The organism is Microvirga zambiensis WSM3693, from assembly GCF_016735695.1.
Classification (GTDB): domain Bacteria; phylum Pseudomonadota; class Alphaproteobacteria; order Rhizobiales; family Beijerinckiaceae; genus Microvirga; species Microvirga zambiensis.
Genome location: NZ_JAERQD010000020.1, coordinates 1 through 23,206, shown reverse-complemented (window position 1 = coordinate 23,206; position 23,206 = coordinate 1). Strand labels below are relative to the sequence as shown.

17 protein-coding genes and 1 pseudogene are annotated in these 23,206 nt (G+C 61.6%); 4 read left to right on the top strand and 14 right to left on the bottom strand.

Going from position 1 to position 23,206, the window contains the following annotated elements:
- Positions 1 to 17: 17 nt before the first annotated feature.
- Entirely contained in the window at positions 18 to 1,130 is a 1,113-nt protein-coding gene (locus JKL46_RS16370; RefSeq protein ID WP_201834727.1) for a TIGR03118 family protein, read from the bottom strand.
- A gap of 717 nt (positions 1,131 to 1,847) precedes the next feature.
- Between JKL46_RS16370 and JKL46_RS16365 the strand changes: the two genes are divergently transcribed.
- Positions 1,848 to 2,981, top strand: coding sequence for an NADH:flavin oxidoreductase/NADH oxidase (locus JKL46_RS16365; protein ID WP_201834726.1), 1,134 nt, complete (start codon positions 1,848 to 1,850; stop codon positions 2,979 to 2,981).
- Positions 2,982 to 3,180: 199 nt separating this feature from the next.
- Here the strand turns inward: JKL46_RS16365 and JKL46_RS16360 are convergent, their stop codons facing one another.
- On the bottom strand, positions 3,181 to 4,035 hold the full coding sequence (locus JKL46_RS16360) for a universal stress protein (protein ID WP_201834724.1): 855 nt from the start codon (positions 4,033 to 4,035) through the stop codon (positions 3,181 to 3,183).
- Positions 4,036 to 4,392: 357 nt separating this feature from the next.
- Positions 4,393 to 4,725 (bottom strand): GYD domain-containing protein, encoded by a 333-nt coding sequence (locus JKL46_RS16355; protein ID WP_201834722.1) that lies wholly within the window; start codon positions 4,723 to 4,725, stop codon positions 4,393 to 4,395.
- A gap of 602 nt (positions 4,726 to 5,327) precedes the next feature.
- On the opposite strand from JKL46_RS16355, the gene JKL46_RS16350 reads away from it, so the two are divergent.
- A complete protein-coding gene (locus JKL46_RS16350) occupies positions 5,328 to 7,202 on the top strand; it encodes a TPR end-of-group domain-containing protein (RefSeq protein WP_201834720.1) in 1,875 nt (624 codons plus the stop codon).
- Positions 7,203 to 7,375: 173 nt separating this feature from the next.
- On the opposite strand, the gene JKL46_RS16345 is transcribed toward JKL46_RS16350, so the two are convergent.
- From JKL46_RS16345 to JKL46_RS16315, 7 genes are all read right to left on the bottom strand, one after another.
- Positions 7,376 to 8,152, bottom strand: a complete 777-nt coding sequence (locus JKL46_RS16345; RefSeq protein WP_201834718.1) for a class I SAM-dependent methyltransferase — start codon at positions 8,150 to 8,152, stop codon at positions 7,376 to 7,378.
- A gap of 276 nt (positions 8,153 to 8,428) precedes the next feature.
- Positions 8,429 to 10,180 (bottom strand): adenylate/guanylate cyclase domain-containing protein, encoded by a 1,752-nt coding sequence (locus tag JKL46_RS16340; protein WP_201834716.1) that lies wholly within the window; start codon positions 10,178 to 10,180, stop codon positions 8,429 to 8,431.
- 539 nt (positions 10,181 to 10,719) lie between these two features.
- Entirely contained in the window at positions 10,720 to 11,838 is a 1,119-nt protein-coding gene (locus JKL46_RS16335; RefSeq protein WP_201834713.1) for a cache domain-containing protein, read from the bottom strand.
- Between the two features lie 23 nt (positions 11,839 to 11,861).
- Positions 11,862 to 13,838 carry a glycosyltransferase family 2 protein gene (locus JKL46_RS16330; protein WP_201834711.1) on the bottom strand — a complete coding sequence of 659 codons (1,977 nt, stop codon included), beginning with the start codon at positions 13,836 to 13,838 and terminating at the stop codon, positions 11,862 to 11,864.
- Complete coding sequence (locus JKL46_RS16325; RefSeq protein WP_201834709.1) at positions 13,839 to 15,044, bottom strand: HlyD family secretion protein; 1,206 nt, start codon at positions 15,042 to 15,044, stop codon at positions 13,839 to 13,841.
- A gap of 1,430 nt (positions 15,045 to 16,474) precedes the next feature.
- Positions 16,475 to 17,521, bottom strand: coding sequence for a hypothetical protein (locus JKL46_RS16320; protein ID WP_201834707.1), 1,047 nt, complete (start codon positions 17,519 to 17,521; stop codon positions 16,475 to 16,477).
- Positions 17,496 to 18,869, bottom strand: a complete 1,374-nt coding sequence (locus JKL46_RS16315) for an MBOAT family O-acyltransferase (RefSeq protein WP_201834705.1) — start codon at positions 18,867 to 18,869, stop codon at positions 17,496 to 17,498. Before JKL46_RS16315 ends, JKL46_RS16320 begins: the two co-directional genes overlap by 26 nt.
- Before the next feature lie 369 nt (positions 18,870 to 19,238).
- Here JKL46_RS16315 and JKL46_RS16310 point away from each other — a divergent pair, with 369 nt between their 5' ends.
- Positions 19,239 to 19,730, top strand: coding sequence for a translation initiation factor 2 (locus tag JKL46_RS16310; protein WP_201834703.1), 492 nt, complete (start codon positions 19,239 to 19,241; stop codon positions 19,728 to 19,730).
- Here the strand turns inward: JKL46_RS16310 and JKL46_RS16305 are convergent.
- The 3 genes from JKL46_RS16305 to JKL46_RS16295 form a co-directional block, all read right to left on the bottom strand.
- Positions 19,664 to 20,185 (bottom strand): two pore domain potassium channel family protein, encoded by a 522-nt coding sequence (locus tag JKL46_RS16305; RefSeq protein ID WP_201834701.1) that lies wholly within the window; start codon positions 20,183 to 20,185, stop codon positions 19,664 to 19,666. The genes JKL46_RS16310 and JKL46_RS16305 overlap by 67 nt on opposite strands.
- A gap of 214 nt (positions 20,186 to 20,399) precedes the next feature.
- Positions 20,400 to 21,170: a M10 family metallopeptidase C-terminal domain-containing protein gene (locus JKL46_RS16300; protein ID WP_201834699.1), complete on the bottom strand. Its 771-nt coding sequence runs from the start codon at positions 21,168 to 21,170 to the stop codon at positions 20,400 to 20,402.
- Positions 21,171 to 21,196: 26 nt separating this feature from the next.
- A complete protein-coding gene (locus JKL46_RS16295; RefSeq protein WP_201834697.1) occupies positions 21,197 to 21,727 on the bottom strand; it encodes a hypothetical protein in 531 nt (176 codons plus the stop codon).
- 208 nt (positions 21,728 to 21,935) lie between these two features.
- Between JKL46_RS16295 and JKL46_RS16290 the strand changes: the two genes are divergently transcribed.
- The gene (locus JKL46_RS16290) at positions 21,936 to 22,796 is read left to right on the top strand and encodes a protein-tyrosine phosphatase family protein (RefSeq protein ID WP_201834695.1); all 861 of its coding nucleotides are present in this window, start codon (positions 21,936 to 21,938) and stop codon (positions 22,794 to 22,796) included.
- Positions 22,797 to 22,890: 94 nt separating this feature from the next.
- Here JKL46_RS16290 and JKL46_RS16285 read toward each other — a convergent pair.
- Positions 22,891 to 23,127 (bottom strand): annotated as a pseudogene (locus tag JKL46_RS16285) (CRISPR-associated protein Cas2); the annotation flags it as partial.
- Positions 23,128 to 23,206: the final 79 nt, after the last annotated feature.

Sequence of the window (23,206 nt, the reverse complement as noted above, 5' to 3'; positions counted from 1 at the left end):
GGATCCTCTCGTACGGATTAAATGAGCCAATCCATTGCTGCGGCATGCTGATGCGCGTGAGCTGGAGAAGCCGTGAGCCTTCCGAACAGGCCATGCGCTTCGTCCTCCACCCCGGCGGTGAAGTAAATGCTGTGCGGATCGCTGTTCGGACCATGATTGCCGGGCACAAGGGCCCAGAGATCGCCGATGACAACCTGGTTGCCGCTGGGATCATCCACGGTGCCGAGGAAATGGAAATTGTGAGGATCGTAGGCATTGATCCTCCCGTCCCCGAAGTTGCCGACCAGAAGATCGCGGGAGAACTCTCCGAAGCCGGAAGGTGCGATGGCCAAGCCCCAGGGCGAGTCGAGCGGTCCCTGCGAGGCGACCCTGTGAAGAAGGTGCCCTGAGAAATCAAACTCGTCGACATAGCCATGGCCTGCGCCGGCGACGTCGTCCTCCTTGTCCGCGTCCTGGAGGGCGAAGGTCACGAACAGATGACCGTTGAGCGCCTGCACATTGAACGGTGCATAGCCGTCCGGCAGGTTCGGGTCGGTGAAGTGCTTTACCTGGTGAAAATGGTTGTTGAAGACGTCGACGACCCCGTTATGGAAATCCGCCGCATACAGATAGGTGTGGCCATGCGCTTTCCCGATGGCCAGACCCTTGAACACCGCGTCGGACGGGGACTTGTCGAGAGCGATCACGGAACTGCCGCTATTCACGTTCGGATTCCAGCCAGAGATGGTTCCGTCTTCCGTCGCGAAGAGGAATCTGGCTGACGCGGTATGCCCGTTGCTGGAGATGTGGAATCCCTTGTGCGTGTAGTTGAAGACCTGGCCGGTCGGGGCAGATGGGTCCGTCTGTCCGAGAGGTGCTGCGATCGTGATCGACGAATGCCCGCCGATCGGAAGCAAGGTTCCATGGCCGTCGTAGATTGTGGCTACACCGGTTCCGTTGTCCGAAACCCAGAACGGACTGGTCCGGCTGTTGGCGACACCCCATGGATTGATCAAGTTCGGGTCGGTGTGCGCCGCAGGCAAGAATCCGTCGGAGACAAGATTCGTCTGAACATAGGAATTCTCCTGCTGCCCAGGATGTTGTGCGGCTTGGGAGCCAAGTCCATGCGGGTCGTAGGAATAGGTGCTCATCGATGCCTCCATGGCCCGAGAGAAGCCCCCACTTCCCCGACGCTCAGGTCAGGGGTCGATGAAACCCGCCTTCCCAAGAGGCGAGCCGGTTGAATCGAGCGCGTCGAATTTGCTAAGGCCGAGCGTTCGTATTCCGAGGTCTATAAGCGACCCGCCGGTGAGCTCGGTGTCGCAAAAGCGACCGAAGCACTCCTGCCGGGAGAACGACGGGGATTGTAGCAGGCTTCATGCATCTCATCCTCGATCTCCCCAGGTCGGCGTGACGCCTATCGCGGCTGTCATTGTAGATCCCGGGACTTAAAGCAGAATTAGATTCGCTGACGAGTGGCGCCGAAGCGATTTGGAGGCTTGTCGTCGTCCTGCACTCCGCACACCGAGAGGATAGATCGCGCCAGCCTTGGCGCATCGTGCGGGATCGACGATCTATGTTAGCACAACGTGGATCCCGTTTTTCGCGTTCAACGATGCGCTCTTCTAAAAGTGGAGCATCGGACCCAAAAGTGGGTCCGATGCTCTAGCGCGGCAAGATGTCCGGTCAGGGTCATCCTTTCACATTCCGGCTGCTCAACGAACTTCGGCTAATTCTCGCGACAGGCGTCCGTTGTACTCGGGCACGATAGAGGGAATGGATCTGCCATTGCCGTCGCGGGGCCTCGGCTGCATTGTAGGCATATCTCGCTTCGCAGGGAGCGAAGTCTGGCTGAAGAAGTGGTCCTCATGAGCGAACTCTTCTCACCCCTCCAGCTTCGTGGCGTGACCGTCAAGAACCGCCTCGTCCTCGCTCCCTTGTGTCAATACTCGGCCGTGGATGGCATTGCCAGCGACCATCACTTGGTGCACTTCGGCCGCTTCGCCCTGGGCGGCTTCGGGATAGTCATGGTCGAAGCGACTGCCGTGACGCCCGAAGGCCGCATCTCTCATGGAGATCTCGGGCTTTGGGCAGATCGGCAGATCGAGCCGCTTGCCCGCATTGCACGCTTCTTGAGGCAGCATGGCGCCGTCCCGGCCATTCAACTGTCACACGCGGGCCGGAAGGCATCGACACGGCGACCCTGGCGAGGCGAGGGAACCGTGATCGCAGCGGACCGGGACGAGCTCGGCGATGCACCGTGGCCCACGGTTGCTCCAAGCGTCCTTGCCCACGCGGATGGCTATGCCCAACCATCAGCGCTCAATGACTCCGGGATCGGGCATATCCGGACGGCTTTTGCGGATGCCGCATGTCGGGCGCTCTCGGCCGGGTTCGAGATCGTCGAGTTGCATTGCGCGCACGGGTATCTGCTCCACCAGTTCCTCTCGCCGATCGCGAACAGGAGAACTGATGCCTTTGGCGGCAGCATCGAGCACCGGATGCGCCTGCCGCTCCTGATCGCCGAGGACCTGCGCCGGATCTGGCCGGACAACCAATCCGTCTTCGTCCGTGTCTCGGCAAGCGATCACATCCAAGGAGGCTGGACCATGGATGATACGATCGTCTTTGCGAAGGAGTTGAATATGCTTGGAGTTGATGTCGTCGACTGCTCATCAGGTGGCTTCGACGGGGCGGCCTTCAATGCTTTCTCAGATTATCACGTGCCCTATGCCGAGCGGCTTGCGCGCGAGACGGGCACCCGCACCATGGCGGCCGGTCTCATTGTCAGTTCGGAGCAAGCGGAGAAGGTCGTCAGCGAGCGACAGGTGGATCTGGTAGGGCTCGCTCGCGCAGCCCTGCTCGATCCGAACTGGCCGCTCCGTGCAGGTTTGGACCTGGAGGGGCCAGCCTTCGCAGTTGCCGCATGGCCCAAGCAGGCCGGTTGGGCTCTCCGAGATCGTCTGAATAGCCTCACGAGTGAGACCACGCCCTTGACGTGAGACATACTCGCCGGCCAGACCTCGGGGGGGCCAGATGTCCGGTCAGGGGCAAACTGAGTATTAGCGGATGTCGGTGCGAAGGTCGGCTCATCCCAGTGGTGCGGAAGTACGGCTAAGGTCGCACGCGTGCCAAAACCGGTCATTGAATCAATAAGGGCAGCAAGTCGCTTCGGGGCTTCCGTACCAATGACTTTCGACGTTATCGGAGGGGCGGGACCGCGAGGATATCGATGGTGAGAGACCATAGGACCTCCTCGGCGACGCTTCCCAGGAGCGCCTTGGCGATGCCCGTGCGGCCGTGCGTTCCCATGATCAGGACATCGGGCGTCAGTTGCTCCACGATCGTGGAGATGACTGCGAAGGGGGCGCCCTCTTCGATGCGCATCGGCCGCCTGCGATCGTCGAGACCGCTCGCGTCGAGGAACGCGATCAGGTCTTTGGTGGCCCGTTCACGCTCCTCGGCCACGTACCCGTCAACGGTGTCTTGACTGAGCCCGGCATAGATCAACTTCCCTTTCGCCAGCGGCTCGAAGGCATGGACCAGCGTGAGCTCGGTGCCGGCCGGCAACCCCAGAGCCATACCAACCCTGACGGCGTTCGCTGACGGGTCGGACATGTCGACGGCGGCCAAGGCTGTCCGGTAGGGCTGATCCACCTCTCCGTTCACCATCAGGACCGGGAATGGACCCGTGCGGATCACGCGCTCGATGGTTGTTCCGACAAGGATATGGCTCAGGAGCTGCTTGCGAGGGGCTCCCATGACGATGAGGTCCGTCCGCGTCGATGCGGCGGCGCGCAGGATGCCGTCGAAAGGGTCTCCTTCCACGACGAGCGCGCGCGCCGGGAGGCCGCGCAGCTCCGCGATCGCGGCGATCTGCCCGCCGAGAACACGCTCCGCCTCGCGCCTTACGAGTGCGACGAGATCCGGCGGCCGATCATCGTCCACGACGTGCACGATGGTGAGCTCGGCGCCATTGCCCCTGGCCAGCAGGCCAGCCCGCCGCAAAGCCGCTTGTGACCGGGTCGAGAAGTCCGTTGCCGCGAGTATATGCATGGATTCATCTCCCGTGGGTTTGGATGACCCGGACGCTTCGTTCATATCCAGGACAGGGACTCCAAGCGCGGTGTCCCGATGCTTGCTTCATCACGGGGCACGGGTGCTCAACCGCTGAGGAGGCCATGGGCTTTTCGCGAACGGCCGTTTACGAGACCTCGGTCGCCTCTCGAAGCCTCGGGATCTCGTGCTCGACATGACTGCGCACCGAAGCGATGATGGCCTGAAGTGTCCCACGGGTCGAAGGCTGGGCGTTGCAAGGCACCCCCAGTCTTGTCCTTTCAAACCGAGTGCTCGAATGGGACGGGCACTCGCGTTCTCGATACGATGTGTGATCTGCGCGGGCAGACAAGAGCGCTACTTGCCTGGGCGTTTGTAGGTCTCCGCGACCTTGCCGGCGCCGGCAAAAACCTGCTTGGCCTCCGCCGTTGTGAACGCTTCCGTCGTCTCGTTGTCGGTGACGCTGCCGGATGCGGCCGCCGCCAGAATGGCCGCCGACGCCTCTTTGGCGCTGGGCGCTTCCGTGATGATCAGAAAATCATACTGGCCGAGGGTGACATAGAAGCTCAATAGCTTCCCGCCGGCGGCCTCGACCAGATTACGGACGGCAGGCAGGCGATCCTCTGGGTTGGCAACGAGGTTCCTGACGGCCTCTGCCGAATAGCGGCCACGTGTGATGAAGATGGGCATCCGACTTCCTCCTGAGTTTGACCGGAGTTCTCAAACGCCAATAACGGGCTGGACGGCAGCCCTTGAGCAACCCGCTGATCACACGCCCGCAAACAGTAATCGTCAAGCGAATATGCTTGTGAATTCGGTTGGATGGCATGCGAATAAGAGGCGTCTCACTGACTGAGATATCATCATGCTTACGACGCACCGGCAGAATAATTGCTGCCCGCCCGGACAATTGTCATTCGAATTTCGCTGAACGGGGCGTTGCGGAGTGCGGTGCCGCTAGCATTCCACACTATTCCAGCAAATGCCTATCCACCGAATGGTCCGGAATGGGCCACGCAATGAAATTCCTGGGTTCTTCGGAGCGTCCGGTAATCTAAGGATTGCTGCCTTCGGGCTAACGTTTCAGGTGCGCTATGAGCAGCCAATCCGAACTGTCCCAAAAGAGACTGTCGATAGGACGATCGATAGCAGCAGCCAACCATCGAGCGAATACGATCGTTGTTCCGGCACGTTCGCCCCAGGCCACCATGGCAGGTCTACCCAGGCGACGAGCGGACACGAAAGGGCTATGTTGATTTATCGACCCGCAAGCTGATCGACCGGGGGGTCGCGTGGAACGTCGCCTGACCGCCATTGTTGCCGCAGACGTCGTGGGCTATAGCCGCCTTATGGGGGCGGACGAGACCGGCACGCTCGCCGCGCTCAAGAGCCATCACACCGAGTTGATTGAGCCCAGGATCACCGAGCATCGCGGCCGTATTGTCAAACTCACAGGTGATGGCCTGTTGGCCGAGTTTCCGAGCGTGGTGAACGCCGTCGCCTGCGCCGCCGAAATCCAGCGCGGCATGCGCCAAAGAAATGACAGTGTGCCCCAGGATCGCTGGCTTGAATTCCGGATCGGCGTCCATCTGGGAGATGTTATCGTCGAGGGCGGCGATCTCTTCGGCGATGGCGTGAACGTGGCGGCGCGGCTCGAAGGGATCGCCAAGCCTGGCGGTATTGCGGTGTCCGGCTCGGTTCGCGATCACGTCGGCGCCCGGCTCAACCTCTCCTTCGAGGATATGGGAGAGCAAACCCTCAAGAACATCGAGAAAGCCGTTCGAGTCTACAACATCCTGCTGGACCCCTCTTCTGCCCACCCGGAACATGCCGCAACCCCTATGCCGACACAGGAGAGACAGAGGCGGTCGATCGCGGTGCTTCCGTTCACGAACATGAGCGGGGATCCGGAGCAGGAGTATTTTTCGGACGGCATGACCGAAGATATCATTACAGACCTGTCCAAGATCTCTGGTTTGCATGTCGTCGACCGCAACACCGTGTTCACCTGCAAGGGCAAGTCGCTCACGGTGCAGCACGCGGCACGGGAACTTGGCGTCCAGTTCGTCCTGGAAGGGAGTGTCCGCAAGGCTGGATCGCGGGTTCGCATTGCTGCTCAGCTCGTAGAAGGCCACACCGGTGACCATCTTTGGGCCGAGCGTTACGACCGCGACCTGACCGACATTTTCGCGATCCAGGATGAGATCACAGACGCAATCGTCCAGCAGCTCAAGGTGAAGCTCCTTCCCAAAGAGAAGGCAGCGATCGCTCAAGCCCCAACGGAGAATATCGAGGCCTACACCTACTATCTCAGGGGCCGGCAATTCTCCCACGAATGGTCGAAATCATACCTGCTCCTGGCGCGGCGGATGTTTTCCAAGGCGGTAGAACTCGATCCCCACTATGCCCGTGCCTACGCTGGCATCGCAAACTGCGACTCGGCTCTACACGCGTGGCATGCTGCCGAGGTCTCCCTTGATGGCATTCTCGAGATGAGTGCCAAGGCCTTAGCACTCGACCCCGACCTGGGCGAGGCCCACGCTGCGCAAGGACTGGCCCTGCATCAAAACGGGAGCCACGCGGAAGCCACGACCGAGTTCGAGTGCGCCCTTGCACTCGACAACAACCTGTACGAGGCCAACTTCTACTATGCCAGGCTTCTCTATACGCAGGGCGATTTTGCAGCGGCCGCCAAGCTGTTTGAGCGCGCCGCCGAGCTCCGGCCCGACGACTACGTGTCGCCAGTCCATCTCATGACTCTCTATCATGCGCTGGGCCGGCCGGCAGATCGAAGGAGATGGGCACAGCTCGGAGTCGAGCGGGCTGAGCGGGCGCTCGATCTGCATCCGGAGAACTCGGGTCCTGCCCACCGAGGTGCCCTCGCGCTGGCTCACATGGGCGAACACGACCGGGCGATGGACTGGGCGGCGCGCGCCATCGCGATTGACCCGGACGAGAGCTTGGCTCACTACAACATTGCTTGTGTGTACTCGCTCCTGGGGGAGCTTGATCAAGCGATGGACCATCTGGAGAAAGTCATTCCGCACATCTCCTCCGAGCTGGTGTTGTGGTTCAAGAACGATTCGGACCTGGACCCGATCCGCGCCCATCCACGCTATCAGAAGCTGTTTGAGACGCAGGACAAGCCGCGAGAGCCCAGCATCTAGAGCATTTTTCGGCTAGGCTAGGATTTCGGGCGGGCTGGAGGGCCGCTTGACGCCAATCTAAAAGCCATCCCTCCGCAATCCCGGTGATGATCAGGCCCGACCACGGAGTCGCATCGATCAGACGGATCAGCGGACTATCGCGCCTACGCGCAGGATAGCCGCGACCGGACGGGTCAGCCTGGGCGTTGCCCCCACACCGCCACTCCGCCCCCACCGAAAGCCCAGAAATCGGGCGAGGCCAGCAGGCGCAGCGCGTGATCCATCCGTTCGACGCTGATCGCCCCCGAAGCGATCATCCGGTCGTGCATCTGCTCGGCCGTGAGCGCGAAGAACTCCGCGCTTGGTGAGCCTCCCTGGAGCAAGGGGAAGTCGCCTTCGCCACCGATCTTCGAGAGGCCCGCGCGCGCGACGAGCTGCGGCAATGCACGGGCCCAGAAGCAATCCCGCCCAGACGCTTTGACGACGGTATCGGTCAGTGCCACCATGAAGTCCCGATATTCAGCGGACTCCGATGTGTGGACGGGGAAGAAATCCACTTCTTCGAGGAGCAGCCATCCCCCGGGCCGAACGGCCGCCACCATCCGCGCGATCGCGACGTCGGGTTGGGGTAGATGATGCAGAAGCCAACGGGTATGGACGAAGTCGAATGCGCCTTCCGGCAAGTCATCGCTGACGATGTCGTGTCGACGTGGTTCGAGATTGGGGCGCTGCAAGTCCTGAAGGAGCGCGGTGTTGATGTCGGTCGCGACCACTTTGCCGGTTGGCCCGACCTGATCGCTGAGCCATGTGGCGATCGAGCCGCCGCCCGCGCCGACTTCCAGGCAGTTCCAGCCTTCGCCAAGACCGAGAGCGATCGCACGTCGCTTCGTCATGGGATCGAGGTGCTGTTCGAGGAGGGACAGTCGCCGCCTGGCGCGTTCCCAGGAGTTATCCAGCGCGTAGCCAGCCATTTCGCCCCTCCGAAGATCGACCTGAAGGCACTGTCGCGTACTTTACATGACGAGATTGGGCCAGGCCAGATGCCGGATCGCCCGAGGCGCTCAGTATGAATCTTCGTGCCAATGGGATCAAACGCACAGTCGGGTATGCGTCCCAACCAAGGGATGGTCCGCGGTGGGTTCGGGACCGAGCTTCCTTGCGCCTTCGGAACGTTCGGTTCGATGAGGATTGCTGCCGGGAACGCTCCTCACCGGCAAGCGATCGGTTCTCGAGGTAACGCCAACCCGTCAATTCAGGCCGGCGCGGGCAAGTCCCTCGATCAGGCGCGCCCGATCCTCGGCGCGGACGAAAGATGATGTTGCTGCGATCGCGTCCCGTGAGATGTCGGGGACCAGCGACTTGAGCCGTCCGAGCAAGTCCGTGGCGGCCTCCCGGTCGTCCAGAAGTCCGGCGCAGGCCGTGCCGATGATGAGCGGAACCGCGTGGCCGGACCGCATGCGATGCGCCTCCCGTGCATAACGCAATCCAAGCTCGTAATTCGCGCCCTGGAAGTAAGCCATACAGTAGTAGAACTGGAAGTCGCCGAGAAAAGCCTCGCGCGGGCTCAGTCTGAGGGCGTAGTCGATGCAGGGAATGGCGTCCGCCGCGCGGCCCCCGTTGGCATGCGCAAGTCCCAACTGGCCGTGTGCGAACGCGGAGTTGGGGTTGAGCGCGACAGCCTGGCTGATCGCTGCCGTCGCCAGGACATTGTCACGCATCGCAAAGGCTATCATCGCCTGCGCAAGGTAAGCCCACGGTTCCTTGTCGTCCGCGGCAACGGCTTTCTGGACGATATCCCTGGCAAGGGCGAGGGCGTGTCCCATGTCCTCCCATCCCTGGAACGCGCGCCATATGGTAATCCAACCTTTCATGGCGAGCGCCTGGGCATAATCGGGAGCCAGTCCGATGGCCCGATCGAGCAGGGGGAGCATCTTACCGCTGCTCTCCTCGGACAGCTGGGAACACAGGAACACCGCGCGCACGACACATTCCCAGGCATCGAGGCCATGATGCGGCTTCGGGCTTTCGCGGGCATGCTCCGCCGCCAGGAGTTCCGGCCCGATGCGGCCGACGACGCTTGCGGTGATTTCGTCCTGAATGACGAAGATGTCGCCGAGGTCGCCGTCGTACCTCTCGGCCCAGAGATGGGCCTCGGAGGCCGCGTCGACGAGCTGCGCGGTCACCCTCACGCGGTTGCCCGACTTGCGGACGCTCCCCTCGAGAACATAGCGGATCCCGAGTTCGCGCCCGATGGCGCGCACATCCACGGGCTTTCCCTTGTAGGTGAACATCGTGTTGCGGGCGATCACGAAGAAGCCCTTGAGCTTGGAGAGCGCGGTGGTGATGTCCTCGGTGAGCCCATCGCTGAAGAAGTCCTGCTCCGGGTCGGCGCTCATGGCGTTGAACGGCAGCACGGCAATGGACGGTCGGTCCGGAAGTGCGGGCCTGGGCGACGCCGTTCGTGAGGTCGTCCCTTCCAGAAGGGCGCGGTACAGTCGCACCGGCCGCTCCATGTTCTTGAGCGCGCGTTCGCCGAGGTACTCGTAGTCGCAGTCAAGCTTGCCCTGAAGGTGATCGTACGCCGTGCCGGAAAGGCAAATGCCGCCTGGATCCGCCAAGGCCTCGAGGCGGGCCGCGATGTTGACGCCATCGCCGTAGAGATCCCCGTCGACCTCGTGGATCACATCGCCGAGATTGACGCCGATCCGGAAGATGATGCGTCGCGCCATTGGGATATCGGCCTGGTTCCCGGCAACGCCCTTCTGGATGGCGACCGCGCACGCGACGGCATCGACGACCGAGCCGAACTCCACGAGCGCACCGTCGCCCATCAGCTTGACGATACGGCCCTGATGCTCGGCCAGCAGCGGATCGATCACCTCCCGGCGCAGAACCTTCAGGGCCGACAGCGTCCCGGCCTCGTCATGTTCGACGAGGCGGGAATAGCCGACGACGTCAGCGGCCAGGATCGCGGCCAGCCGCCGCTCCGCTCTTGCCATGGCTGTCTCTCCCTCAGGAGATCCGCCGGATGAAGCCCAGGCGATTGACGCGACATGCACCATCCGGCTGCCCGACACCGCGACCGTGCCGGTTCATGATACCACTGAGACGGTCATGAGGCGACGCTTCACGAGAGTGCCGCCTTCGACGGGAACAGGATTCGCGAAGCGGTCGCTGCAAAGGTCTGTTGCGGTCCGATGGAAGGATGGCGTCCTTCGAAGGAAGGTCCGTTTTCGGGACTTCGAACCCACCGGCGCGCTGAACCTGCCGAAGCGGTTTCTTCCGTCGTCGGCAGTGGGAACGATCGCTCCGTCAGCCGCGTGTCCCAACCTCAGGATGGTCCGGAATGGGTCATCCTTTCACATTCCGGCTGCTCAACGAACTTCGGCTCCTGACCGCGAAGCGGACCAAGCGCTTACGTCGCTGGAGTGCCATAAGCGGGCATTCCCACTATCAACCTTCGGGAAGCATCAATCTGGAATGCCAGCCCCAAGTCTCGGCGAGGGGCTTTCAAGGCCTGCCCGCCATTCGGCGCCGCTCAGGACGCGGGCGTCGTCGTTCTCCCCTTTTCCGCACGGGACGGCTGGTACGGCCGGACCGAGAACGTCTGAAGACGCACGAGCGCGGCGCTCAGGCGGGCAGCCTCCTCGTAGCGGGTCTCGTCGTGCGGCGGCCGATCTGTGCGACCGCTGGCGAGCGCCTCGGCAGACGTAACCAGTCGGCCGAGTGGCTTGGCGAGCCATGCCGAAAACAGGTAGAGCAGGACGAGACCGACCAGCGCACCGGCGCCAAGGAGCATCCAGAACGCCTGCGCGATGGCTCGCGTGGGGTCGAGCACCGTGTTCAGATCCGCACGCACGATGAGGCTCCAACCGAAGCTGGGCATGTCATTGAACTTGATCGAAGGAACGACTGCCGCCATGTACTCCTTCGAATCCTGCCATCTCTCGCGAAGAGCGATGGATGTCCCCTGGCTGGCGGCGATGGCCGACCCTTCGGACAATTTGGTTTCCTGAAGCTCCGGCGGGCCTGAGAGGACCACACGGTCGCGGGAGACGAGAATCGCGTCGACCCCTTGTCCCCTCACGGCCTGAATGATGTCCCTGACCATGTTCCAGTCGAAATGGGCCCCGATGGCGCCGATCACGGCGCCCTGGTCGTTCCTGATCGGAGCGGAGAAATCGACGAAACGACGCGGCTCCTGCGTGGCAGGGAGGAGCTTCGCCAGAAGAACCGCCTCATGCACATCGACGGCCGTCGGGCCGTTCAGGCCGCGGCGGAACCACGGCCTCTCGGCAACGCTTGCACCCTCGAGCATGCCCTGCGACGCGGCAATCACCTTCCCCTGTACATCGGCCACGCCGATCCAGGTATAACGCCGATCCACCTTGCTCAGCAGGGTCAGTTGACGGCGGATTTCGTCAGGGTCGTCCAGGCGAACGACGCGCGCCATCCCCTCGACGGTCTGCCAGAGCTCCTGCATGCGCCGACCGAGCTGGTCGGCGACGATCTCGCCGAGAAGCCGCAAGCGTGCGCTGTTGGCCACCTCTGCGCGGCGCTGCATGGCATTCGTGAACATAGTACCGGCCACGATGGCAGGGATGAGCATCAGCAACGCGCCGATGACGAATACAAGTGTCTTGATCCCAATGCGCATTCCCGTGCTTCCCTATCCTGCGTCTACCGTGACGCCAGCCCGCGCATCCAACCTCTGATCATCTCCGGAAGATCGCCGCGCCCGGTTCCCGGCCTGGCATCTGCCGTGTGGAGCTTGCGCAGGATTCCATCGCGCTGTTCCGGAGACGGACGCAGTGACAGGCGGTAGCCGTCGTTCGTTTCGTTCAAGATGCGGACAGCGACATCGCCAACATCCGCAAGAGCAAGCGTTCCAAGGGCGCCGACCGTCAGCCCGGTCAATCCGCGGACGCGGGCATGGTCGATGCCGAGTTCGAGCACCCACGACGGCAGCCTTTGCGAGCCGACCGTGATCGTGGCCAGCTCGACGTTCTCGCGCTGGGGCCGGTTGACGCGAGGACGCTCGACGCAGACCAGCATAGTGATGGCGAGCACCATCAGATTGTAGATCGTCCAGAACAGGATGATCCTGATCCCGTCTCCGGCCTTGGCCACGTGGCTGAAATGATCAGGAAAGATCAGGGGCAGGAGGATTCCTACCAAGGTGAGTCCGAAGAGCAGCGCAAAGGGCTTCATCATCGGCCATTGCACAATCGTCTTCGTCCGGTCGCCGCCCTTCGCCGTGACGCGGAACTTGTGCGGTCCTTTGGTCAGCAATCCCATCGCAGCCGCGCGCGTGATCGGCCATGCGGCGATGAGCTGGGACACGTCGTTGAGCACGGGCCAGATCATGCCGTTGGAGATCCAGTTCAGCGTGATCAGCACGGCTGCGTAGTAGGGGAGATAGTACGAGACGACATCCGTCAGCGACGCATTCACGACGATGATACCGAAGTACCAGTAGAGCAGCGGGCCGATGAGCGCGATCAAGCGGAACGGGAAGGTGGTCGTCCAGAACAGCAGCGAGTCAACGAGGCTCAGGCGCTGCATGAAGCGCAAGCCATTTGCACCGAAGGGATTGTAGACGTTGCGCACGATCTCCATCATGCCCAGACACCACCGCCCGCGCTGCACGACATATTCATGCAGTCCTTCCGGGGCGAGTCCCTCCGTGAGCGCTTCATTGAGATAGACCGTGCGATAGCCGTGGCTGTCCAGGCGAATGGTCAGGAGGAAGTCTTCCGTCACGCTCTGCGTCGGCAGGCCGCCGATCTCGCGCAACGCCGAGACGCGCACCATCGAGGAGGTTCCGCAGCACACGGCGATGCCCCATGCGTCGCGCGCGGGTTCCAGATGCTCGAAGAAGAAGCGCTGCTCGTCGGGATAGGCGGAGGCGATGTAGAGATTGTGCTGGATCGGATCAGGATTGAAGAAGTGCTGTGGAGTCTGGACCAGGCCGGTCTTCGTATCGTGGAACAGGGCGACGGCCCGGCGCACGAAATTGCGGTGCGGCACGAAATCCGCGTCGAGGACGGCGACGAAGTCGGGGGCATCCTCTTCGGTCAGGCGCTGCTTCAGCGTGTAGTTGATGTTGCCGGCCTTCGCGTGCTCGTTGGTGGGCCGCGTCCTGTGCTCGGCGCCGTAGCGGCGGCAGACCTCGCTCAGCCACTCCCGCCGCCCGTCGTCGAGAACGAAGACGCGCAGGTTCGGATAATCGCTCGCCTGCGCGCCGGCGAGGGTGCGCTCGAGAACCTCCAGCTCTTCGTTGTAGGTGGCGATGTAGAGGTCGACGCGCGGCGGGTTGCTGCCCCACCAGGCGATGTTCCGGTCCGCTTCCCCATGCCGGTCCTTCCGGCGGGTGAGGAACAGATAGGCCGATGTCGAGGATACGAGAGCCAGAGCCTCGATCGCCACGAAAGTCCATCCGGCGATGACATCGAAGGTGATCCCATCGACCGCCGGCGGGACCGTCTCTGTGATCCGCCAGATCATGTAGCGCCAGCCCAGCAAGGTCGTCAGGCCGAGCAACAGGACGCGCATCCAGGTGTTCTTCGGCGTGGCGAGCGGCAGCAGCAGCAGAGCAAGGCCGACGACGATGGCCAGACCGGCGAGGCTCGACAGAGATTGGTCGAGGATGAGCATCTACAGGCCGAGATCCGCGAGCCTCTGCCGGATGCCCGCGAGCGGTCCGCCCGTGAAGACCACGCGGCCCGTGCGCCCGACGGCGCAGGAGAGATCCGGATCGCCCGCAAGTTCCGGAATGCTCAAGGCGACGTCGAAGCGGGTCAGGTGCTCGGGGCTCGGGCCAATGGCGAGGGTGCTGTAGAGGCCGGCTGCTCCCGATCCGCCGAGGCGTGTGATGGTTCCCTGCATGACCCGGTCGTCGCCGATCAGCCGGAACTGGGCTGGCATCCCAACCCGGAGGCTGGAATAGACCCGTTCGCTCACGCTGGCCGTGACCATAACGGCGGAGCAATCCACGAACCGGACGAGATCCTGCCCCTGGTTGACATGCTCGCCGCTGCTGGCGAGGAAGTTCCAAACAATGGCGGGGTTCTGTACCGAGAGTTCCGCCGCAGTCAGGCGGTTGACCCGGACCCGCTCAGCCGCGATCTGCTCGGCGGCCAGGTTCAGGCGGCGGCTGACATTGTCGGCCTCCGCCTTGAGCTCGTCCAGCCTGAGGTCGAACTCCCGGATCCGTTGGATCGAAAACGGCGCGTCATTGTACGAATCGCCGATGAAGACGCCATTCTGAGCCGACGAGAGTTCCGCAGTGAGATAGGTGATGCGCTCGCGAGAGCTGGCGATGTCCTGCTGCGCGACGTCATACTGGGCCTTGGCGCGGTCAAGGGTGATCGCAGTCTGGACGCCGCGGGAATTCAGCTCGCGGGTTCGGTCGAGGGCGCTGTCCGCCTCGCGGAACCGCGCCTCCGCGGAGTTCACGGCGGTCTGCGCCTCGGCGATGCGGGATCGGATCTGGCGCACGCGCCCTTCCTGATAGCTCTTGGCCTGGGTGTCCAAGACCTTGCGGGCCTCATCCACCGCCGCGGTCTGGGCCCGGAGCCGAGCGAGATCCGCCTCGAGGGTAGAGCGGGTCCGCTCAAGATCGATCAGGCGGGCATTGTCGAACTGATTGTCGGTGATGCGCACCACGGCCTCTTCAGGGGAGATCCGGGCTCCTATCGTACGCACGGAGAACTCGGCCAGTCCCTGGATCGGTGCTCTGAGCACGGTGGTCCGGGCATTGATCGTGGCGTCGGCGCTGGTTCCCGAGAGGTATTCGCCGACAACGACATAGAGGCCTCCTAGGAGCAGAATGACTCCCAAGAGGATTCGAACGAATTTCATGGGTCAGAGCTCGATCAGGGCGTGGGACAGAGTCGGTTACAACGACCTTTGCCCCTGCCCCTGATGAAGACGCACCCGCTATCAGGCTACAAGAGAGGTCGAAGACATAAGTCTTAACCTGGCCGTTAGTTTCCGCTGGGGTAACCCGAAAGACGTATTTTGAGCAACGAATTTGTGACAGCCTGATAGGCTATCCCGTCACCCGAGCGAGGATAGGCGCGTATTTCGTAAATCGAACGCTCCAGCGCAGAGACTGAGGTGAGCATGTGTGGCGCTACTCTAAAAGTCGGCTTGGGGTCAAAGGCGGGAGTCGGAAGCACGGCATGAAGGTCCACCTCCTCTCTCATTTCAGACCTGATGCACAGCCTCAAATCTCCCACCGCTCCTCAAAGTCCCGCTCCTCGTGCTCGATGCGCGGCGAGTTCGTCGCGCAGTTCGTGGATGGTGCGGCGGGGCTTGGGGGCGTCGATGTCGTGGTCTCGCCCAGCGTCCGGGTGAGGAGAGCGAGGGCCGACCTCAGGGCGGCGGCGGACGCTCTCCCATCCGTTTGGCCGACGGGTTAAAACTCGGTCTCGGTAATCGAACCTCGACCGATGCTCTCATTCAAGGAGACAGCATCGGATTGATCCCAAAAGTGCAAGTCCACTTTTGGGTCCGATGCTTTAGAGCTGCAACACGACGAATTGTTTGGTCTCGGGACAACCAGATTCAAAAAATACAGCGCACGGCGTCGAACCGCGCGCTGCTTAGGCGGAGATGAATGTTGAACCATTAACCGTAGGTTTCAGACAAGTTCGAAACGTCTCACTCGTATTGTGCGCAAACGCTTCCATTCCATCGCAGGCACCTGCGTTCTTCTCGGCGGTTGTGACGTTTTTCGATTCTGGACTCGCAGACGCCGTTGACCCTTGTCCTACCCGGCCCGCAACCGGCAACGACTGGCGTGACCATACTCTCCGATTGAATTGGCGAAAGGGGCATTGCCTGCGTCGGTGAAGCGATGGCTAAGGCAAAACCCAAAACAGCGATCACTCTGATCATTGGACGCCTCCCTTTCGAAAGCTTCATTCCAAGTCGAGAACGTCGGCTAACTTTGGTGTCCAGGCAACGATAGACCATCCCGCAAAATACACTCTTGGTCTGGCATTTCGCGAGACCTTTTGGAAAAAGTGAAAGCACAACAGAACGAGCGCCTCCAACGGTAATTTCGCAGCATTTGCCAACAGATGCACAGCACGGAGCAGGCGGTCACAAGCGGATCGATCGTAAGGCCATTTCCAGAGCAGGCTTGATCGTTTAGGCCAAAGGCTTGCCATTTTTTGACGACGGGCCCGGGCGCTGGAGCTGTTTCCACTTACGTGGAATCAGCTCTCCTCTTAGCTTTGCCGCATCTTTTTCGGCGAACCGGATCCACGTCGCCGAAAATTGCTCTAGTGAAGCCGCGCAATTGTTTCGGCGATATCCGCCTCCATCGCTTTTGCGATGGGTTGCCGGTAGTGGACCCTGTCGAAAAACCATGCGGCGTTCCTGGTCTCGGGGCGGTCGGTCCGCCAGTCGACCAGCGCCGTGCGGGCATGGGCCTTCTGCGCAGCGAACGCGATGGCCGCCTTGCAGGCCTGCAGGCGGAAAGCCTGCTCCGTTCCCTCCGGCGGCAGCGCATTCTTGTACAGCGGCGGCACGACCAGAATGAGAGCCGCATCCTGCGGGAGCGAGGCGGCGACAAGCCCGAGCCGATCGGCGGCGGGGAAGGGCCTCGTTTCCGCGACAGGATCCCGGTCGTAGCGCCGGGCGTTCGCATAGGGCTTGGCCTCGAGCTCCCGGCGGTGAGCTGCGGCCATCTTGTCGCCCCGCCGGGTGTATTCGGCATCGTAATCCCAGTAGCCGTCCGGCCGGGCGCGCTCGGCGCTCGTCCCCAGCAGATGGGACAGGCGCGGCGGTACCTCCTCCAGAGCCTCCCAGCGTAAGAGCCCGCGGGCATAGTCGAGCGGGCTTTCCGCATAGAGCCAGAAGGGAAAGGGCCCCTCGCTCGCGAGAGCGGGATCGGACGTGCACCACGTCTCGTCGATGCTCACCAGCAGCACCTTCGCCGGCTCCCTCCGATGGCTCAGGTACCAGTCGATCAGAGCAAGCTGCTCCTTCGGCCCCGAGCCGGGAACCGACATCTGGACGAAATCCAAGCCGGTCGCCTGCTTCAGCCGCTCCGGCGAGATGAGCTGGATCCGGGAATTGCCCACGATCGCGGCGTCGAAGGCTGGATTCCGGCCGCGGCTGGCATTGGCCATCGCAGGGGCGAGGGCGCGCACGCCTGCCTGGGAGAAGAAGGGCGAACGGCCGGTGTCATAGGGTTCGATCAGATAGATGATCGTCAGAACAAGGGTCAGGACGATGGCCGCGGCCGCCACGAGCGTGATCGCGAAGCGCTTCCAGAGCGAGCCGTCGTGCCGGGCGGGGTCAGAACTGGAAATAGATGAATTCATAATTCGCATCGTCGCCGATCTTGAACAGCACAACCACGAAGAGGATCGCGAAGGCGAGGGCGATCCAGCGGCGGGGCGGAAGCCGGTGCACGAAAGCCCAGGCCGTGGGGCCGAGCACGGCGACCAGCGCCGCGACCAGGATCGTTCGCCACTTGATCGACGGATCCGCGCCGCCGAGGCCGATCAGGCCCTCGTAGATCCGCAGCGCCGCCTCGAAGCTCGTGGCGCGGAAGAGCACCCAGGTGAGCATCACGAACAGCATCGTCAGGGTCCAGCCCGCCAGGCGCGGCATGGGAAGCCCCGCCCGCCGCCAGAGGACGCCGGCTCCGAGCACGAGACCGTGGGCGGCGCCCCAGGCGACGAAGGTCAGTCCCGCGCCATGCCAGAGGCCGCCCAGGGTCATGGTGGCGAACAGGGCCCCGAGCTGGATCGCCAGGCCCTTCCGGTTGCCGCCCATGGCGATGTAGAGATAGTCGCGCAGGAAGCGCGACAGGGTCATGTGCCAGCGCCGCCAGAAATCCTGCAGCGACACCGAACGGTAGGGCGCGTCGAAGTTCTGCGGCAGGACGATGCCGAACAGCAGCGCGAGGCCGAGCGCCATGTCGGTATAGCCCGAGAAGTCGAAATAGATCTGGAACGTGAAGCCGAGCATCGCCTGCCAGGCCTCGCCCAGGGCAATGGTCTTGCCCGCGGCGGCGGCCTGGAAGATCGGGTTGACGTATTCCGAGAGCGGGTCGCCGAGCAGGGTCTTCTTCGCCAGGCCGCAGACCAGGAGCATCAGCCCGCGCGCGAAGCGCTCGGCGGCGTCGGGCCTCTTGTAGGGCCGCTCCTCGAACTGGTGCATGATCTCGCTCCAGCGCACGAGGGGCCCTGCGAGAACCTGCGGGAAGAAGGCGATGTAGAGGCCGTAGCGCACGGGATCGTACAGGGGCGCTTTGCCCTTCTTCAGGTCCGTCAGGTACATGATATGATGGAACGTGAAGAACGAGATGCCGAGCGGCAGCGCGATCTCGAAATGGCGCGTCGGCAGCCCCGGCACGAGGGCGGCGAGATCGATGAAGAAGTTGAAGTACTTGAAGACCGCCAGGACGAGCAGATTGGCGGCGATCGCCAGCGGAACCAGAACCGAGAGCCTCGACCGCGTGACGGCTTTCGCGACGAGCCAGTTCAGGACGATGGAGCAGACGAGCAGCGGCACGAACCGCCAGTCCCAGTAGCCGTAGAAGAAGAGCGACAGCCCCAGAAGCACGGACAGCCGCCATTCGGGCCTGAACCGCTCCACGGCCCAATGGGCCAGCAACGCGGCCGGCAGGAAGGCGAACAGGAAGATGAACGAATTGAAGAGCATTCCCGCAAAGTCTTCGTTGGACGCTGCGGAAATGCTCCTCCCGCAGCGTCGGATCGCGTTGTTGTGCGGGAATGCGGGACCGGCGTCAACGCTCGACGGCGGGAGTCAAGGCAGGTTGCCCAGGATGCGGGTCACACTGCCGCAGCGAGGCAGGGGCGATCCCTCCGTCTCGTTCCTTGATGACCGTCTTGCGTGGCAATGGGACCAGCGCATCGCACTCAACGATGCGCCGGCCCAAAAAGGAGCATCGGATTGATCCCAAAAGCGGGTCCACTTTTGGGTCCGATGCTCTGGCCAAGCCGACCTTGAGCATTAACTGCTGATGACGGCGGGATCATCAGGGCTCGCCGCGGGCGGGAGGGGCAATTCATGCAAAAGCGGGTTCTGGGATGGACGGTCGGTGCGGCTCTCTCGCTGACGGCCTGCAACACCGTGACGCGCGGGGTCGAGGAGACGGTGACCATCACCGCCAGCCCGGCCTCGGCCCGGATCTGGACATCGCTGGGGCACAAGTGTCCCCGTTCGCCCTGCGAGGTGAAGATCAGTCGCAAGACGGAGTTCACGGCCTACGCCGAAGCCAGGGGATATCGACCGGGATCCGTGGACGTGAAAGCGGTGCTCACCGAGCAGGCTGCGCCGGGAATCCTCGGAAACGCGATCCTCCCCGGCGGATCCGTGGGCCTCGTCGTGGATGCCGCGAGCGGGTCCATGCTGGATCACAGGCCGAACCCGGCCCATATCGAGCTCGTGCCGGCCGGCCGGAGCAGAGGCCGGCCCCGCGTCGGAGGGAAGCGTCAGGCTCCGTCGGCCTCGGCGGCTTTCCTGCGCTCGGCGTGGTGGGTGTCGAGCGTTCCGAACTGAGTCATGATGTAGACGAGCACGCTCGACGTCCAGCCGAAGGTGAAGAGCCCCGAGACGGCGATGATGGGCCCCAATTGCCGCCAGCTCAGCGGCAGCCGGATGGTCCCCTCGCCGAGAGTCGTATAGGTCTCGGCTGCGAAAAAGGCCGCGGCCGAGAGCCCCGGAATGAGATTGAGCCAGTAGATCGGCAGCGCCCAGACCATCACCTCGATCAGGTGAACGATGACGAGCTGCGCGATCACGCTGCCGAACAGGAAGTTGACCCGCCAATGGGGCGTGTCCGTCGTCACATGCACCCATCGTCCGGCGAAGTAGCGCGAAATCCGCCGAATGCCGGCGCCGTGGATGAAGACCACGACGATCAGGATCGCGATGCCTAGTGCGATCTGCAGGAGGTCGAAGGACGTGGACACCACTTCGACGGGCAATTGGGCCAACGGGTCTTGTGGGATCATGCCGTCCTGGTCTCGGATCGAGCGCCGGTCGCGTGATGCGAGGTCGGGTGAGTGTCCGTCTTATTCGTGAAGTTTTCGTTGATGGGCCTCGCCAAGCGCGCCGCGCTAGCGCATCGTGCAGAAAAGCGGATAACCGGATCCGCTTTTCACTGACGTGGCCCTCCGGGTCCGCACGATGCGCTAGCAGAAAGGCCGGAGCGCGGGGTGGACAGGGTCAGAGATAGAAGTCGCCCTTGGACAAAGCCGAGACCCCCTTCAGGAAAATCGTGAGGTCCGCGATACCGTCTCCATCGGCGTCCGTTTCAACGTGGACACCGCCCGCGACCTTCTCGAAGCGCAGTTCCCCTGCCTGCTCGCGGAAGTCTGCCGCTCCAATCCAATGGAAGCCCTGGTTCCCGCCTAGGGTCTCGTTCGCGTCGATCTTGCGAAGGTCGATCTTGTCCTTCTGGCGAGAGGAGAAGTCGAAGATCGTGTCCATGGAGCTTCTGTCCTCGACGTCACCGAAGCTGTCGAGGGTTCGCGTATAAATGAACGTGTCCGCCCCGGAACCTCCGTAGAGCTTGTCCGCCCCGAGGAGCCCTGTGATCTTGTCCTTCCCGGCGAAACCATCGAGCCGGTCGTCCCAGAAATCCCCCGTGATGACGTCGTTCCCCGACAGCGCTGTCTTGATGAGTGCGCGGTCGTCGCTCGTCGAAAAGGTGGAGGCCGCTTTGACCAACGACGAGACGGAAATCTTCACGCCATCGAGCCTCACGGTCCGAACCCAACCTTCCATCCCGCTGTAGCTCGTGATGGTCCCGCCGACAGGGAGGCCCTCGAAGTCATAGGTGAAGCCATGGCCCCGGAACTCATCGCGGTTCCCTGAGCCATAATCGAGGATGTACCGTGATGAAGTCGCGACGGTGTTGACGCCCTCAAAAAGCAGGCTGAAGTCGATGTCCCGATAGTCGAAGCCGCGCGTTGCGTCCCAAGTCAGTTTTGCCATTCAAGCCCCCATAGCCAGCGCTACGCTTACATTGTGCCGTTAGGGAAGCAAAGGACCTTCATAGATGATGTGAGGGAATGTGACGACGGAGCCTGCATCCTCCCGGGTGTTTCGTTGCAAAATCCTCTGAGCCCACGATGAATGTCAGTGCGAATTGCTTCCCCCGGTGCGATGGAACGAGCCTCGCGCGGCATCGGGCGCGTGTCGCCATGCGTCCGGTCTCCGCGCAGGCGTGGTGCGGCGAGGAAATTCCATCCGCTGACGGTCTGGATGAAGTTCGAGGCTGATGCTTCGGCGGACTTCGACGAGCCGAACCACACGTCGACGAAACCATCGCCGGTGGCCGCGACTTTGTTGAAGCCGTGGATTGACGGCAGGAGTTGCGGCGGCTCGACTATCGTCCAGAGATGTAGCGAAATAGAAGTAGAGCAATGGACCAGCGCCGGCTCTACTCGTGCTGAAGTTGTATGGGTCGTGCCCAATTGGGAGCCCATGTGAACCATCAAAAGCGTAACAAATTGATGATTCACAAAATGTAACGGCGGTGCTATGAACACCGCCGTCGGTCCTTGATTTTCCTGACCCACATTAGAGCCGCCAACCCTGGCAGGGGTTAGGCGGCTTTTTATTTAGCCCGTGCCGTGTCTGTGGGCATTACATCGGCTAGAGCGACTCTTCTTTTCATATCCAACCTTTCTGACCACGACTCGCTAATGTGATCGGCCCCCATTAGGGGTCAAAACCCGCAACGTCGTCAACCCCCTTATGCTCTTCTATTCTCCACGTATGTTGCTTTTTCCTCTGAATAAGGTAATTTTAACTTGGATTAAGACCAAAGAAATAAAAGAGGAGTTAGCAGTGAGCCGTTCGCGAAGCCCTAGTTATCCGGTTTTCTCACTTCCCGAAGCGATAGCGCGAGTGCGTAAAATTCATGACGCAGATCGTCGAAATCCGGTTGAACGAATAGTTGTTGCTTCTCATATGGGCTATAGTGGGATAAGTGGGGCTTCTGATCAGGCTATATCTGCTCTCGTGCAATATGATTTAGTTGAGAAAGTTGCCAAAGGAGAGCTCAAGGTCTCTCAAACTGCTATAGATATACTTCATCCAGAGAGCGAAACCCAACGAAAGGCCGCTGTACTTCGTGCAGCCTATTCTCCAGAGTTGTTTAAGGGATTGAAGGAGCGATTCCCTGAAAGCCGCTTCTCTGATAGCGCGCTCCGCTCTTACCTAGTTCGAATCGGATTTGTTGAGCGAGCTGTGGACACGGTAGTGAAATCATACACCGAGACATGTAACTATCTGGAGCAGATTGGTGCCCATGCTTCTGAAGTTGCTCAGCCGGGTGCAATTTCAGAATTTAAGCGCGACGAGGTAGAGCCTCGCCTAGTTGTAACCCCTGTTGCTCCGAAGGCTGTAGTTGACGTTGCGCCAACCTCAACGGATGGGGAGCGGGTTCTAACAACTGGCCTTCTTTCGAAGGAAGCGACTTTCCGACTTTTGGTGAGTGGCAAAATCGGCGTCAAAGAGATCGAACGTCTGATTAGGAAGCTTGAACTTGATAAAGAGATCCTAGCAGACTCTGAAGATGAGACGGACCGTGATGACACCAGTGTCTTCGGATAATGGATCGGCTTGAGGATAATCCGAGAAATTTCCCGAGTTATCCTAAGCTCCTATTTTGCAAACATTTATCGTCGAATCGACCGTGGAACTCTAATCATGCTTCAGGGGGATTGCTTTCTAACCAAGCGTTTGTTCCGCTAATTGCGTTGCAGTAATCATATTGGCTGCGTCGAAGTCTTGTCACCCATATGCGATCGTCTTTATCTACAAACTTCTGGAGGTGTTTTCTAATCTCAGAAGCAGAGTTCGCGGCATTTAAAAGCCAGAGAGAGTATTGAGTTTTATGTGCGCCAACGCGTTTCAGTTCATCCCATAGTGGTTCATAATTGTGAGGGTGGGTTCAACCGGTCAGTGCACCATGATTGATTTCGTTGCGCTTCGGGAGAACTACTCATGGCACGCATGGGTCG